We start from the raw sequence: 15,041 nt of genomic DNA, 5'->3' as shown, positions 1-15,041 counted from the left end.
ACCGTAAATATGGGAAACTTACAAGAAGGCGATAAAGCGCCCGTTTTCAAAGGAAAAGATCAGCATGGCAAAACCGTATCCCTCACCGACTTTAAAGGCAAACGGGTGGTGCTGTATTTTTATCCGAAAGATATGACTCCTGGATGTACGGCCCAGGCCTGTAACCTGCGCGACAACTATAGTACCCTGCTGAAAAAGGGATACGCTGTTGTAGGTGTAAGCACCGACAGCGAGCAGAGTCACCAGAAATTTATAGAGAAATATGAACTGCCATTTACTTTACTGGCAGATGAAGATAAAAAGATCGTACACCAGTATGGTGTGTACGGCGAAAAACAAATGATGGGCAAAACATACGACGGTATTCACCGTACTACTTTCCTCATCGATGAAAATGGTGTGATTGCGCATATTATCAAAAAGCCTGACACAAAGAACCATACAGAGGAGATCCTGGAGTTATGGAAGTAAGCGAAGGTTGTCTTTCTCAGGATTACACTGATTTTACTGATTAATTTGATTTTGTTTTTTTGGATTTTTTAAGATTTTATGAATAAAAATTAAGGGAGATAAAAGCGAATATCCGCTTATATCTCCCTTAATCATTTATAAATCAAAAAGTAAAAATCCGGGTAATCAGTAAAATCAGCGTAATCCTGAGAAAGACAAAATTCGCTATCGTTTCTGGCGTTGTTTCTTGAACAGGTTACCTGTTTTGAACTTGTTGCCTTCAGGGCTACCTACACGGTCCATTGCGCAACGGAAGCCGACGGTGTTAGTGGCCATATCTTCCTGCATGTAACGGCGTGTACCTGGTGAAAGCCAGTAAGCACGGTCGTTCCAGCTACCACCTTTAATCACGTGTGATTTATCATTGATCAGGGTAGTGATACCATAACCATATTCCACCTGTGAAAGGGAGTCACCATCGAGGTAGTTGATTACATCACCCTTCTGGTAGTTAAGACGGTTGGCACTTTCTTCATCAGTTACATCACGCATTTTCAGGTGACCAAGACTGTCTTTTTCGAACTCTTTATTTTCGTTCTGGTAAACAGTCTGGAATTTATTACCACGGAAGTAGTTGAAGTCTTCCCCATCGATCGGGTTCAGTGGTCTGTATACGTCCAGTACCCATTCTGCTACGTTACCGGACATGTTATAGATCCCGAATGTGTTAGGGTAGAAGGAGCGGATAGGACCAGGGATGGAAGCACGGTCGTTCAAGCCGCCGGCCACACCCATGTTATCACCGGAACCACGCTTGAAGTTGGCAAGGAACTGCCCCTGCATGGTACCGCGGCGGATATCACGTAAGCCGCTGGTATTGGTTCCCCAGGAGTAAACCTGTTTGTTCATGATCAGCTCTTCCCCGTGTTTGCCTTCTTTTTTGGAAGGACCGGGGTTCTGACCTATATAACCCAGTGCGGCGTATTCCCATTCTGCTTCTGTCGGGAGACGGTAGTTGGGTAACATGATACCATCTTCAAAGGCAGCATTGCGAGGCGTACCATCGGAATTTTTGAACTGGTCTTTCGTACCCTTCGACATTTTACCAGGTGTACCTTCGTATAAACCGGCGGTGTAAGACTTGGTGTCAAAGGTGTTGTCGTCTGACTGGTTGCCTACATCCGCTTTGGAGAGGAGACCTTTGTCCATCAGCAGTTTCTCGTTTACACGGTTGGAACGCCATTTACAATAGTCGGTTGCCTGTTTCCAGGTAACACCTACTACGGGATAGTCGTTGTAAGCCGGGTGACGGAAATAGTATTCTACCAGCGGCTCATTGTAGGCCAGCTCACTACGCCATACCAGGGTGTCCGGCATTGCGTTGCGGTATACGTCCGGGAATGATTCCCCGTATACGCGGTTCAGCCAATAGAGATATTCGCGGTAATGTACGTTGGCTACTTCAGATTCATCGATATAGAAGGAGGAAACAGTAATACGGCGCGGAATATTATTCCAGTCGCCCATTACATCCTGTTCCGTAGCTCCCATGGCGAAAGTACCACCCTGTACAAAAACAAGGCCCGGACCAGTTTGCTGGTTCACGTTTTTTGCTACGCTGAAACCGCCCATTTTCTGGTCGTTATAGTTCCAGCCCGTAGCGGAAGAAGATTCCTTCTTCTTACCGAAAAGTCCCCCGCCGTCTTTATGACAGGCACTCATGGATAGCATTACGCTGGTACCTACGAGCAATGATAAAGAGGTTAATCTACGCATGCGATACAGCTTTAGTCTAGTATATTTACAGTAAACGCAAATGTACTCTTTTTTATTTTATGGCGAAAAAAATTAATTTGTAATTTGCTGCCAATCGTTCCCGCTGATAAGGGTCTTTCTACATCAACCGGCCGAAAAACTGCGATTAAGGTAATGAAACTCAATTATATTTTTATAGGTCTTTTCCTGCTTTCTTTTTTAGGGAAACGGGAAATATATGCCCAAAGCAGCCTTCGGCAGTATAAAAAAAATTCTGTACTGGCCTCAGGCAACTGGTATAAGATAGGTATCAGCGCTCCCGGTATCTATAAAATAGATGTAACCTTTCTCCAGAGTATGGGGATCACCGGGTTGTCATCTGCCGGGTTGCGGCTTTTTGGAACCGGAGGGCAGATGCTGGCGGAACCAAATCCGGCGCCGCGGTACGACGATCTGCCGGAAGTGGCCCTGCACGTGGAAGACGGCGGGGACGGCGTGCTCAATGGCAGCGACTATGCCCTTTTTTACGCCCCCGGACCACATCGCTGGCTGTATAACAGCAGCACTAAAACCTTTACCCATCAGCGGAACCTGTATGCGGATACCGCCTGGTATTATATCACCACTGGCGGAACAGGGCTCCGGGTGGCCGCAGGGGATGAGCCGGCGGGAGCCACGCCTGAATATACCTTTGATTATCACGACTTTTATGAAAGAGACAGCCTAAATTTCCTCAATAGCGGCAAACAGTGGTGGGGGCAGGAGTTCAGTAAGGTAGTGGGCTTAACGCGCAGCTACCGGTTTAACCTGCCTTCCCCCGGAGAAGGAAAAGTATGGGTAAGCATGCGGGCATCTGCACGAAGCAGCGTTGGGAGCAACTTCAATGCCACCATAAATAAATTGCCGGCTGTAACCAATATGTACCTGCTGCCGGTAACAGGTAATATTTTTGAAGGGGTAGCTACTGCCGCCGCCGCAACAGGCGGGGCAGATGCCGGTCAGCCGGAACTGGAAATAGGCGTGGAATTTTTGCCGGGAAATATCAACGATAAAGGCTGGCTGGATTACCTGGAAGTGCAGGCCCGCTGTAAGCCGGTGATACCAGCTACCGGTATGCTGGATTTTCGCAGTACCCGTTATGCCGGCAGCGGGCAACCCAGCCGGTTCGCGGTACATAACGCCAACACGCAAACGTATATCTGGGATGTTACGGACCCGTTGAACCCGGTTGTGATGAAAACAACCCTGCAGGGGGATTCCCTGCTGTTTACGGGTAAAAACGACCGGTTGCATGAATACATTGCTTTCCGCACCGCTGCCGCCGGGAAGCCTGATTTCGCAGGAACGGTGCCCAACCAGGATCTGCATGGCCAAGGGCCGGCAGATATGCTCATTATCACCACACGCGCGCTCCTGCCGCAGGCGGAGCGGCTGGCAGCCATGCACAGGGCCGCCGATCAGCTGTCGGTGCAGGTAGCCATCATCGACCAGGTATACCAGGAGTTTGCCTCCGGAACACCCGATCCCACCGCGGTGAGGGACTATGTAAAAATGTTTTACGACCGCGGACCCGCACCCCGTTACCTGTTGTTGTTCGGCGCCGCCTCCTATGATTACCGGCAACGTGTAAAAAATAATACGAACGATATCCCTTCCTGGCAAAGCGAAGCCTCGCTCGATGCCATCCGGTCGTATGTATCCGACGATTACTTTGGGATACTGAAAGATGAAGGGGATGTCACGGGAACGGCTAAACCGGATCTGCTGGATATCGGCATTGGCCGTATTCCTGCGCGCAACGAAACGGAAGCCCGCCTGGCGGTGGATAAGATCCTGCGCTACCGGCAGCCGGCAGCGTTTGGCGCCTGGCGTAACCAGGTAACTTTACTGGCCGATGATGAAGACGATAACCTTCATTTCGATGATGCGGAAAAAATGGGGACCATCCTTTCCGGCGACGCGAAACTGCTGAATACAGATAAGATCTATGAAGACGCTTATCCGCAGGAAACAGGCAGTTCCGGCCCGGTGTACCCGGAGGTAAACAAGGCTATTGCCTTAAAGATCAATAAAGGAACGCTGGTGTTGAACTATACCGGTCATGGCAGTAACTCCCGCCTGGCCGCAGAAAACATCATGGATGCAGGTAGTATAGCCGACTGGCATAATGAAAATAAACTGCCGTTGTTTATTACCGCTACCTGCGATTTTGCGCCGTATGATGATCCGGGTATCACTTCATTGGGACATAAGATATTACTGCAGCATACCGGCGGCGCCATTGCCCTGATGACCACCACCCGCGCGGTTTTTTCTGCTTCCAACCAGTTGATGAACGCTAATTATTTAAAAGTGGCCTTCACATCACTGGCAGATGGGCGTATGCCTTCGTTGGGCGCCGCTGCCATGCTGGCCAAGAACCTTACCTACAGCAGTTCCGGCGATGCGGTGAATAACCGGAAGTTCCAGTTACTGGGCGATCCGGCGCTTTCCCTGGCATTCCCAACTTACCGGGTGATCACTGATTCCATTAACGGCAGGGCTGCTGCGGGACAACCCGACACGGTGAAAGGACTCGGCCTGTATACGGTAAAAGGCCATATAGAAGATGCGCAGGGCAACCCGGTACCGGCTTATAATGGCATTATGTATACAACGGTGTATGACCAGCCGGCCCTGTTGAAAACCCGTGGCAACGATGCCGGCAGCCAGGTGGCGGGTTATAAATTGCAGCGCAATCTATTGTTCCAGGGTACACAAACAGTAAATGGTGGCAGATTTTCTTTTACATTTGTGGCCCCCGGAGATATCAGGGAAGGCGACGGCAGAGGGAAAATCAGTTATTATACCAGCAACGACCAGCAGGATGGCAATGGTTATTTTGATAATTTCACCACCGGTGGCCAGGTGGTTCCGCCAGTAGCTGATGTCAGCGGCCCAACGATAAATGCCTGGCTCGATAGCCGCAGTTTCCGGAGTGGAGATATTACAGGCCCTGATCCTTTGTTGATAGTGGACCTGGCAGACAGCAGCGGCATTAACATTTCAGGTAATAACGAACTTTACCTGCTAACCGCAATTCTGGATAGTACAGAATATATTGTGTTAAATGATTATTTTGGGGCATCTTTGGATAGCTATAAAAAGGGTAACGTACTTTTCCCGTTAAAGGGATTGTCAACAGGAGAACACCGGATTACAATCAAAGCATGGGATTCCCGGAACAATGGTGCTGCTACCACCATTTATTTCAAAGTAGCAGACCAGGGAGTACTGACTGTAGATGAAGTAAGGAACTTTCCGAATCCTTTTCATGATGTAACACGGTTTTCTTTTTTACACAACCGGCAGGGAGAAGAGCTTGAACTCACGTTACAGGTGTTTACGTTAGGAGGAAAACTGGTAAAAACTATGCGTAGCACAATAATTTCCACAGCAGGCCGTTTTGAGGGCATGCCCTGGGATGGTCGAAATGATTCGGGAGCAAAACTGTCCTCAGGATTGTACGTGTACAGGATAACAATCAAGACTTCCACGGGAATGAAGATAAAGGGTGGTAAGCTGGTGTTATTATAGCCTATGCAGGAAAATAATTTTTACCATTATCCCAAATAAACCCCTTTCTATGTTATATTAATAAATAAGATTATTTTTACATCCTTATCAAATACAAAATCTGCATGATCCGAAAGGTAACAATGAGCCTTGTGTTCATTTACGGTACTTTCATAAGTTTACAAACTTCAGCACAAATTACCCCGGGACAAACAGATGGTCGTACCAACACCATCAATACCGCGGTTCCTTTTCTGAGAATTACACCGGATGCACGCAGTGGAGCCATGGGCGACGTGGGAGTGGCAATATCGCCGGATGCATCTTCTATTTATAACAATCTCTCCAAACTTCCATTTGCGGAAAAAAATGGCGGTTTGGCAGTAACTTATACCCCCTGGTTAAAAGAACTGGTAAACGACGTTTTCCTGGCTACCGTATCCGGCTATACCAAGCTGGACGAACAACAGGCCATTTCCGGTTCCTTAAGATATTTTTCTCTTGGAACAATCAATTTTACGGATGTTACAGGTACGCCTACCGGTGATTTCCGCCCGCGTGAATTTGCACTGGATGCAGGTTATGCCCGTAAGCTGTCGGATCATTTTGGTATTGGCTTAACCGCCCGTTATATTTACTCCAACCTGGCCGGCGGACAAAGCAACGGTAGCGTTAGCATTAAGCCGGGTAAAGCCTTTGCAGCCGATTTATCAGGATTTTATACCAAAGATTTTGAGAAAGATGACGGCCTGGTGAACAGGTTGAACATTGGTATGGCCATTACGAATATAGGTACCAAGATTTCCTACACCAGTTCTGCCGCCAATAAAGACTTCCTGCCCACCAACCTGGGTATCGGTACCGCCTATACGGTGGCACTGGATGAAGCGAATCAGCTGACCTTTGCCTTGGATATCAATAAATTACTGGTGCCTACCCCGGATTCTGCCGGACTATATAAAGAGAAAGGTACACTCGAAGGAATATTCAGTTCCTTTGGCGATGCCCCCATCAAGGAAGAAATGCAGGAACTGATGTATTCTATTGGTATGGAGTACTGGTACAACCAGCAGTTTGCAGTAAGGGCAGGCTATTTCAACGAAAACAAGAACAAAGGAAACCGCAAATATTTTACCGCAGGTATTGGTGTTAAGTACGATATCTTCGGCCTTAATTTTTCTTACCTGGTTCCTTCAGGATCAGGAATACAACGTAACCCGCTTTCCAACACACTGCGCTTCACGCTCACATTCGACCTGGGGCCAAGAGATGAGGAAAGCCGGACAGGATGGTAACACATATTTAGTCGTTTAATGATATAAAATAATTATCCGCTTTAATCCCTCCGCAAAACGGGGGGATTTTTATATTTATTGACTTACCTTGCGGATTGGCAAAATGATTAAATTATTACAAATATGAGTAGGATACGTATAGGATTGGGAGTAGATTTCCATCAGCTGACAGAAGGACGTGAATTCTGGCTTGGAGGCGTACTGGTACCACATCATAAAGGAGCGCTGGGGCACAGCGATGCCGATGTATTGTTACATGCTATTTGTGATGCCATGCTGGGAGCGCTTTCCCTGGGAGATATCGGGGTGCATTTCCCGGATACCGATAACACTTACAAGAATATCGACAGTAAAATATTATTAGCACGCTGCGCGCAGCTGATCGGGGAAAAGGGATACCAGGTGGTTAACGTAGACAGTACCCTGTGTTTGCAGGCGCCTAAAATAAAGGCATACGTGCCGGAAATGCAGACCGTGATTGCCAAAATCCTGCATGTGAGTACAGAGGACGTGTCTGTAAAGGCAACTACTACAGAAAAACTGGGCTTTGTTGGTCGTGAAGAAGGGGTCACAGCGCATGCGGTAGTACTGCTGGAGCATATCACCCAGTAATTCTTCATTCATAATTATTTTAAAATATCTTTGTTCAATGGCGGATATCATTGTGAAAATAATCAATAAGTCGGGTAATGAATTACCAGCTTATGCAACGGCAGATGCGGCAGGAATGGACCTCCGCGCACATTTGGAAACAGCAGTTACCTTGCAGTCGCTGGAAAGGATGCTGATCCCTACTGGTTTATTCATGGAACTGCCGGCTGGATATGAAGCGCAAATCCGCCCCCGTAGCGGTTTGGCCATTAAACAGGGACTTACGCTCCTGAATACGCCTGGCACGATAGATGCAGATTACCGGGGAGAGATTAAAATTATAATGATCAACTTATCCAACGAACCGCAAACCATACAACCCGGCGACCGTATTGCTCAGATGATCATTGCTCCCTTTGTTCAGGCGGTCATTGAACCGGTAACCGTGCTGACAGAAACCGTTAGAGGTGTGGGAGGATTTGGACATACCGGTAAATCCTGATAAATGCGGATATACTTCACCGTTATAGGGCTGGCTGGTATTTTATTAATGGGAGCCTGTAGTGGTGCCAAATCATCAGCATCACGTAAAGACACTACCGTTAATAACGCCGCTGTGCTGTCACAGCGGGCTGATAGCCTCTTTTTTGCCGCCCAGCGCTCTAAAATGCTGGGTGACTACCGTACGGCTATTACCCAGTATGCCGACTATCTGCGGCTGAATAAAAATAATCCCACCGTTAATTATGAATTAGCCCGTCTTTTTATAGAAGTACAAAACGCCGGTAATGCGCTCATCTTTGCCCGTCGCGCTGCGGCGCTGGACCCGCAGAACCATTGGTTCCAGGTAACTCTCGCGGACGCTTACGCGGTGAATGAAAAATTTGACAGCGCGGCCTATGTTTTTGAGGGCCTTACCAGCAGATACCCTGATAACGAAGATTATCTTTATAACAAAGGAATTTTACTGGCAAAAGCCAATAAGCCCGCCTCTGCACTGGCTGCATTTAATGAGCTGGAAAAGAAGGTAGGCATAGTGGAAGAACTCATTTACCAGAAACAGAAGCTGCTGCTGAAAATGAGCATGGTGGATGATGCAGCCACAGAAATAAAGAAGCTGATTAACCAGGAGCCAGAGGAAATCAGGTATTATTACCTGCTGGCAGAAATATACGATGCTAACGACCGTGTGCCGGAAGCCGCGGAAGTGTATCATACCATTCTCTCTAAAGATCCTGATAATCCAAGAGCCCTGATAGCACTGGCTTCTTACGCGAAGAAAAATAACGACACCGTTACTTATTGGAACAATCTTACCAAAGCATTTGCCAATCCGGGTTACAGCATCGATGAAAAAGTAGCTTACGTATATCCGTACCTGCAAATGATGAACACGGATACCACCAAGCTGGAAGAAGGATTGCACCTCACTTCCCTCATCATTAAAGCGCACCCGGCGGATGCCAAAGCATATGCGCTCCGGGGTGATATGTTTTCACAGGCCGACATGCTGGACAGTGCGGAGGCAAGCTATAAAAAAGCCCTGAGCCTGGATGACAGCCGTTTTTCAGTGTGGTATCAGCTGATGTGGATCTATTCCCGCAAGGATGATCCCACCGCCTTGCTGGCACTCAGCAACAGTGTAACCGGTAAGTTCCCGAAAGAATTTATGGGCTACTACTTTAAAGGAGTAGCCAGCTTCCTGCTGCAACAGTATCCCGCTGCGATCAATTCGTTGAATACCGCATTGGATATAGGTAACGGGGAGAAGAAATTCCTGGGAGATATTTACTCCCTGCTCGGCGATTCCTACCATGCTACCGGGCAGCACCGGCAGTCGGACAGCAGCTACGAACGCGCCTTACTGCTCCGTCCGAAAGATGCGCTGATCATGAACAATTATAGCTACTATCTTTCGTTAAGAGGAGAGAACCTCGAAAGGGCAGCAGAAATGTCGAAACAATCACTGGAACTGGAACCGGAAAGTCCAACCTACATGGACACCTACGCCTGGATCCTTTTCCGCCAGGAAAAATTTGCAGAAGCAAAAGAGTGGATCGAGAAAGCTTTGCAATACCCCGAAGCACAGAAAAACCCGAACGTGCTGGAGCATTACGGTGATATCCTGTTTAATCTGAAAGAAGTTACCAAAGCAGTGGAATACTGGCAAATGGCTAAAGATAAGGGTGCATCCTCTGTAGACCTTGCCCGTAAGATCGCTGAAAAAAGATATATTCAATAAGCATTTGCTATAAGTCATCGCTCAATGAAGAGAAAAATAGAAGTCACACTTTTAATTATAACGATCGGTTTGGGAATGATGGCCTGCCGCCATCCTAAAAAGCTGGCCCGTACTACATTCCCCGCCGCCGATACCAATCGGGTAACCCTGGGAAAAGATAGTTCAACGAATGAAGAACTCACCCGTTTTACCAGCGAAATGCTGAAAGGTATTCATGCCAATCATATTGAGTTTAATACTTTTTCCGCTAAAATGAAGCTGGCATTTGAAACAGACAAGAAGAGCCATAATAACCTGAATGCTACTTTCCGTATAAAGAAAGACAGCATCATATGGATATCTGTTTCCGCGCCGATTGTAGACGAAGTGATCAGGGCAGTCATCACACCAGACAGTCTGAAGATGTATAACCGCCTGGATAAACAATTATTTTTACGGAAGATGTCGGACGCGGAGCAATTGCTGAATATCCCGTTTGATTTTAATACCCTCCAGGATATGTTGATCGGCAACCCGGTATATCTTACGGATTCCGTATACCAGGTAGTGAAAACGCCGGCTATTATTTCTTTCAGCTGCGATCATGCAAAGTTTATCAGTCTCTTTAATGTATTTGCGGATGACTACGGATTGCAGCAAAGCAAAGTGATGGATAAAGACAGTACCGGCACAGTGAAACGTTCCTGTGAGCTGACCTACGGAGACTACACAAAAGTGGCCGGCCGTAAATTCCCCACTACGCGCCGTATTTACATCGAAGAAAAGAACGTGACTAAAGTTGCACTGGACTTTACACGTTATGATTTTGATGTGCCGCTCACCTTCCCATTCAGCACGCCTGCCAGCTATAAACGTATGTAAAATGTTAATTGCGTAAATGTCGTCTTCATTAAACTAATAAACGTTGTATATTTATTTAATTTGCAGTTACTAAATTAAGTCATGTTGTATTTGAAGAAGATTATCCCGTTTATGTTGGTGCTATGGTTAATGCCAGCCATGTTGGTTGCTCAGAATACTGGGCAGCAGCAACAATCGCGGGAAGAACTGGAGCGAAGAAAGAAAGAGCTGCAAAGAGAAATAGATGAGGCAAACGAACAACTGAAGGAAACCAAGAAGTCTACGAAAGAGAGTCTTGGTCAACTGCGTGCATTGCGCGACAAGATCACGCTGCGCAGCCGTTTGATCAATAACATCAACGAAGAGATTAACTTTATCAATGGAGATATCAATACTGCTGCACGGGATGTAAAAACCCTGCAGAAAGACCTCGATACCCTGAAGGCCCAGTATGCCCAGCTGGTGATCTACGCATATAAAAACCGGTCCTCTTACGATATGCTGAACTTCGTGTTTTCCGCGGAGAATTTTAACGATGCAGTAAAGCGTTTTCAGTATTTAAAGCAGTATCGTGAATACCGCCGCCGGCAGGCAGATAATATTGTGTCTACACAGGATCAGCTGAATCAGAAGATCCAGAACCTGGAGTCGCAGCGCGTGAGGCGTTCTGATGCACTTAAAACGGAGCAGGAACAACGCAGCACGCTGGAAATAGATAAGAAAGAGAAAGATGAAGTGCTGAATAAGCTGAAGGGCCGTGAGAAGGAGCTGGTAACCGATATTAACCAGCGTAAGAAAGATGCCCAGAAAGTACAGCTGGCGATTAGAGCGGTAATCCGCCGGGAAATAGAAGAGGCGCGCCGTAAAGCGATAGAGGAAGAAACGGCCCGCCGCAAGGCCGCAGAAGAAAGACGTAAGCGTGAAGAAGAAGCCCGCAAGGCTGCCGCACTGGCTGCTGCCGAGAGAGCAAAAGCTGCGGCTGCCAATAATAACAATAGCAATGCTGCCAATACGCCACCGCCGCCACCGCCTCCTCCGGTGAAAGCGCCGGAGCCTGCACCGGAACCTGAAAAAACAGCGACCACCCGTACAGAAAATGTGCTGGAAGCCACTCCCGAAGCACTGGCATTGTCAGAAAGTTTTGAAGCCAACAGGGGTAAATTACCGTGGCCCGTTGATGCCGGTAATATCATCGAGCATTTTGGTATACACCAGCATGCGGTAATGGAACATATCCAGGTGCCATCCGATGGAATTGTGATTGCCACTAATAAGGGCGGCGCCGTGAAATCTATTTTCGACGGGGAAGTGAAATCAGTAGTAGTAATGCCGGGATCTGGATATGTAATTATTATTCGTCACGGACAATACTTTACTACGTATGTACGTTTGCAAACTACCCGTGTGAAGAAAGGCGATAATGTGAAAACGGGGCAGGTAATTGGTACTGCCAGCACCAACGATATTGAAAATACCGGTGAAGTGGAGCTGCAGATCTGGAAAGGCATTACCAAGCAGAATCCTGAGCAATGGATCAGGAGAAGATAATTTAAACATAGCTGAAACTATACGAGATAAAGCTGAAAGCATTTAAGGGTGCTTTCAGCTTTGCGCTTACTAACCAAATGCATTTTTTTTGAGAAAGTTGATCCCTCTTTTGATGGCTCTGTGGCTATTGCCTGCGCTGTTGTATGCTCAGCGGGGCAGCAGGCAATCGCGCGCGGCACTTGAAAGCCGTAAACAGGAGCTATTGAAAGAAATAGAAGAAGCAAATAAATCCCTGCAGCAAACAAAGAAATCCACCCGGCAAAATGTAGCCCTGCAGCGCGAGCTGCTGCAAAAAATCTCCACCCGCAATGCGCAGATAGTTAATATTAACAAGGAAATCAGTTCAATAGAAGGAGACATCAGCAATACTAACAGTAACGTACAAACGCTGGAGAGGGAAGTGGATTCTCTCAGGGCAAGGTATGCGCAGCTGGTGGTGTACGCCTACAAAACCCGTGATTCGTATGATGTGCTGAATTTCTTTTTTTCTGCCACCAGTTTTAATGATGCCATCCGCAGGTATCAATACCTGCAGCAATACCGTGAAAACAGGCGCCGGGAAGCGGAAAGCCTGCTATCCACCAAAGCGTTGCTGGGAGAAAAGCTGACTGCATTACAGCAGCAACGGGCACAGAAAACAGGTGCGTTGAAAACAGAACAACGGCAGCGGATAGATTTGCTGGAGGATAAAAAGGAAGCAGATAAAACCATTGCCCAGCTGAAAGACCAGGAACAGGAACTACAGCAGCGCATCAATAAAAATAAAGCTGAAGCCCGGCAGGTAGACAGGGCTATCCAGGATGCCATCCGGCGGGAAATAGCTGCTGCGCAGAAAAAAGCGGCGGCCCAGGCGCTGGCCCGTAAAAAGGCGGCTGATGCCCGGCGGCGCGAACAGGCTGCCGCCCGCAGAAGAGCCGCTATTGCTGCGGCAAAGAAAGCGGGTAAGAAAGCACCGGTAAAAGTAGAGAAAGAAGAAGAGGAAGAAGACGATGCGCCGGTAGCTAAAACTTCCAGTGAAGATGCGCTGGTAGCCACTCCGGAAGCACTCAACTTGTCGCGCGATTTCGAGGCAAACCGTGGCCGCCTGCCCTGGCCAGTAGATGCTGGCCGTGTTACAGGTCATTTCGGCGCCGGCAGGGTTGGTAAAATTGATGTGGATCACAACGGCACTATCATCGCAACGGCTAGGGGCGCCGCAGTGAAAGCCATTTTTGACGGGGAAGTAATTATGGTATTTATGGTACCAGGCGCAGGGTATATGGTAACCCTGCGCCATGGAAAATATTTTACCAACTATGTGAGATTACTGGATATCCGTGTCAGCAAAGGAGCATCTGTAAAACGTGGTCAAACATTGGGTGTGGCCGCACCGGGTGCAGGTAGCAATACCGGGGAAATAGAATTACAGATATATCGCAACATGGTGAAACAGAATCCGGAAAAATGGATACGTGCCCGTTAAAGCAGCTGCACCTGTTTTTGCAGTACTTCTTCGTATAAAGCTTCGTATTGTGGAATGATATTATCGATATGGAAGCGTTGCGCCTGTTCCCATGCTCCCTGTCTTACCTGCTCCAGTAATTTTTCATCTTTCAGCAGTTTGATCGCATGGGCAGCCATTCCGTCCACATCGCCTACATGGCTCATGTAACCGGTTTGCCCGGGAATATTGATTTCCGGTAAACCGCCCGCGTTGGAGGAGATCACAGGCACCCGGGCAGCCATTGCTTCCAGTGCCGCCAATCCAAAACTTTCATATTCTGACGGCAGCAGGAACAGGTCACTGATTGACATTACATCTTCCAGTTGCTCCTGTTTACCTACAAATCTTACATCATCACAAATCCCCAATTCCCGGCAAAGACATTCGATAGACGGCCTGTCGGGGCCGTCGCCTACCAGCAAAAGTTTGGCCGGCAGTTCTTTACGTACCTGGGCGAAGATCTTTACCACATCAGGTACTCTCTTTACCTTACGGAAGTTGGATACGTGCAGCAGGATCTTTTCGCCGTTGGGAGCTATGGCCTGCCTGAAATGAGGCAGTTCCCGGCGGCTGAAGCGCTGGGTATCCACAAAGTTGTAGATTACCGTGATATCCTTTTCTATCGGGAACGATTTATAGGTTTCTTCCCGCAGGTTCTCAGAAACCGCCGTAATAGCGTCCGACTCGTTGATGGAGAAGGTAACCACCGGTTCGTAGGTTTTATCCTTACCCACCAGGGTGATATCTGTACCGTGAAGCGTAGTGATAAAAGGCACGGTTCTGCCATGTTTCTTCACGATCTGTTTGGCCATATAGGCAGTAGAAGCGTGAGGAATGGCATAGTGAACGTGCAACAGGTCCAGTTTCTGATTAATGATAACGTCCACCATCGTACTGCTGAGGGCAGATTCATAAGGAGGGAAATCAAAAAGTGGATATGTAGGAACCTGAACCTCGTGATAATATATATTAGCGTGAAATGCATTAAGCCTTACCGGCTGTTGATATGTAATAAAGTGGACCATATGGCCTTTGTCTGCCAGGGCTTTCCCCAGCTCTGTGGCCAGCACCCCACTACCACCGTAAGTAGGGTAACATACTATTCCTATGCGCATGAGTTAATTTTTTGCATTCTGCAAAGGTACTAAAAAGCAGAACGATATCACATAATGCATAGGGAAGTGGGATGAGCGGTAGCCGGAGGGGAGTTAAACAAAAGAGTTGACAACTAGATACCTTTATGCTTTGCTCCTTCAGCTTTTTTAGTAGTTTTAACCATAAA

The 15,041-nt window shown here is 47.5% G+C and carries 11 protein-coding genes; 9 read left to right on the top strand and 2 right to left on the bottom strand.

Going from position 1 to position 15,041, the window contains the following annotated elements; genetic code table 11:
* Positions 1 to 9 precede the first annotated feature (9 nt).
* Positions 10 to 471: a thioredoxin-dependent thiol peroxidase gene (bcp, locus tag ACLHR0_RS05210; protein ID WP_370908469.1), complete on the top strand. Its 462-nt coding sequence runs from the start codon at positions 10 to 12 to the stop codon at positions 469 to 471.
* 204 nt (positions 472 to 675) lie between these two features.
* Here bcp and ACLHR0_RS05205 read toward each other — a convergent pair whose 3' ends face one another.
* On the bottom strand, positions 676 to 2,226 hold the full coding sequence (locus tag ACLHR0_RS05205; protein ID WP_436485160.1) for an SUMF1/EgtB/PvdO family nonheme iron enzyme: 1,551 nt from the start codon (positions 2,224 to 2,226) through the stop codon (positions 676 to 678).
* A 153-nt stretch (positions 2,227 to 2,379) separates the two neighbouring features.
* On the opposite strand from ACLHR0_RS05205, the gene porU reads away from it, so the two are divergent.
* The 8 genes from porU to ACLHR0_RS05165 all read left to right on the top strand — a co-directional run bounded on the left by porU (position 2,380) and on the right by ACLHR0_RS05165 (position 13,738).
* Positions 2,380 to 5,781 carry a type IX secretion system sortase PorU gene (gene porU / locus ACLHR0_RS05200; protein WP_436485158.1) on the top strand — a complete coding sequence of 1,134 codons (3,402 nt, stop codon included), beginning with the start codon at positions 2,380 to 2,382 and terminating at the stop codon, positions 5,779 to 5,781.
* 104 nt (positions 5,782 to 5,885) lie between these two features.
* Positions 5,886 to 7,055, top strand: a complete 1,170-nt coding sequence (porV, locus tag ACLHR0_RS05195; protein ID WP_436485156.1) for a type IX secretion system outer membrane channel protein PorV — start codon at positions 5,886 to 5,888, stop codon at positions 7,053 to 7,055.
* Positions 7,056 to 7,178: 123 nt separating this feature from the next.
* Complete coding sequence (gene ispF / locus ACLHR0_RS05190; protein ID WP_436485154.1) at positions 7,179 to 7,667, top strand: 2-C-methyl-D-erythritol 2,4-cyclodiphosphate synthase; 489 nt, start codon at positions 7,179 to 7,181, stop codon at positions 7,665 to 7,667.
* A 37-nt stretch (positions 7,668 to 7,704) separates the two neighbouring features.
* Positions 7,705 to 8,148: a dUTP diphosphatase gene (dut, locus tag ACLHR0_RS05185; protein ID WP_111579902.1), complete on the top strand. Its 444-nt coding sequence runs from the start codon at positions 7,705 to 7,707 to the stop codon at positions 8,146 to 8,148.
* A 3-nt stretch (positions 8,149 to 8,151) separates the two neighbouring features.
* Complete coding sequence (locus tag ACLHR0_RS05180) at positions 8,152 to 9,888, top strand: tetratricopeptide repeat protein (protein ID WP_436485152.1); 1,737 nt, start codon at positions 8,152 to 8,154, stop codon at positions 9,886 to 9,888.
* Between the two features lie 24 nt (positions 9,889 to 9,912).
* Entirely contained in the window at positions 9,913 to 10,749 is an 837-nt protein-coding gene (locus ACLHR0_RS05175; RefSeq protein WP_429042285.1) for a DUF4292 domain-containing protein, read from the top strand.
* 90 nt (positions 10,750 to 10,839) lie between these two features.
* Positions 10,840 to 12,276: a murein hydrolase activator EnvC family protein gene (locus ACLHR0_RS05170; protein ID WP_436485149.1), complete on the top strand. Its 1,437-nt coding sequence runs from the start codon at positions 10,840 to 10,842 to the stop codon at positions 12,274 to 12,276.
* Between the two features lie 88 nt (positions 12,277 to 12,364).
* Positions 12,365 to 13,738, top strand: coding sequence for a murein hydrolase activator EnvC family protein (locus ACLHR0_RS05165; RefSeq protein WP_436485147.1), 1,374 nt, complete (start codon positions 12,365 to 12,367; stop codon positions 13,736 to 13,738).
* On the opposite strand, the gene bshA is transcribed toward ACLHR0_RS05165, so the two are convergent.
* Positions 13,735 to 14,874 carry an N-acetyl-alpha-D-glucosaminyl L-malate synthase BshA gene (gene bshA / locus ACLHR0_RS05160; protein WP_429042277.1) on the bottom strand — a complete coding sequence of 380 codons (1,140 nt, stop codon included), beginning with the start codon at positions 14,872 to 14,874 and terminating at the stop codon, positions 13,735 to 13,737. The two genes, ACLHR0_RS05165 and bshA, sit on opposite strands and share 4 nt — an antisense overlap.
* Positions 14,875 to 15,041 lie beyond the last annotated feature (167 nt).

It is taken from the genome of Chitinophaga sp. ARDCPP14 (assembly GCF_051362515.1).
Classification (GTDB): domain Bacteria; phylum Bacteroidota; class Bacteroidia; order Chitinophagales; family Chitinophagaceae; genus Chitinophaga.
The sequence above is the reverse complement of the archived record's forward strand: the minus strand, read 5'-3'. Positions and strand labels throughout refer to the sequence as shown.

Excerpts from the sequence above, each read along its gene's own strand:
- bcp (WP_370908469.1), top strand. The coding sequence starts at position 10 with ATGGGAAACTTACAAGAAGGCGATAAAGCGCCCGTTTTCAAAGGAAAA.
- ACLHR0_RS05205 (WP_436485160.1), bottom strand. The coding sequence starts at position 2,226 with ATGCGTAGATTAACCTCTTTATCATTGCTCGTAGGTACCAGCGTAATG.
- porU (WP_436485158.1), top strand. The coding sequence starts at position 2,380 with ATGAAACTCAATTATATTTTTATAGGTCTTTTCCTGCTTTCTTTTTTA.
- porV (WP_436485156.1), top strand. The coding sequence starts at position 5,886 with ATGATCCGAAAGGTAACAATGAGCCTTGTGTTCATTTACGGTACTTTC.
- ispF (WP_436485154.1), top strand. The coding sequence starts at position 7,179 with ATGAGTAGGATACGTATAGGATTGGGAGTAGATTTCCATCAGCTGACA.
- dut (WP_111579902.1), top strand. The coding sequence starts at position 7,705 with ATGGCGGATATCATTGTGAAAATAATCAATAAGTCGGGTAATGAATTA.
- ACLHR0_RS05180 (WP_436485152.1), top strand. The coding sequence starts at position 8,152 with ATGCGGATATACTTCACCGTTATAGGGCTGGCTGGTATTTTATTAATG.
- ACLHR0_RS05175 (WP_429042285.1), top strand. The coding sequence starts at position 9,913 with ATGAAGAGAAAAATAGAAGTCACACTTTTAATTATAACGATCGGTTTG.
- bshA (WP_429042277.1), bottom strand. The coding sequence starts at position 14,874 with ATGCGCATAGGAATAGTATGTTACCCTACTTACGGTGGTAGTGGGGTG.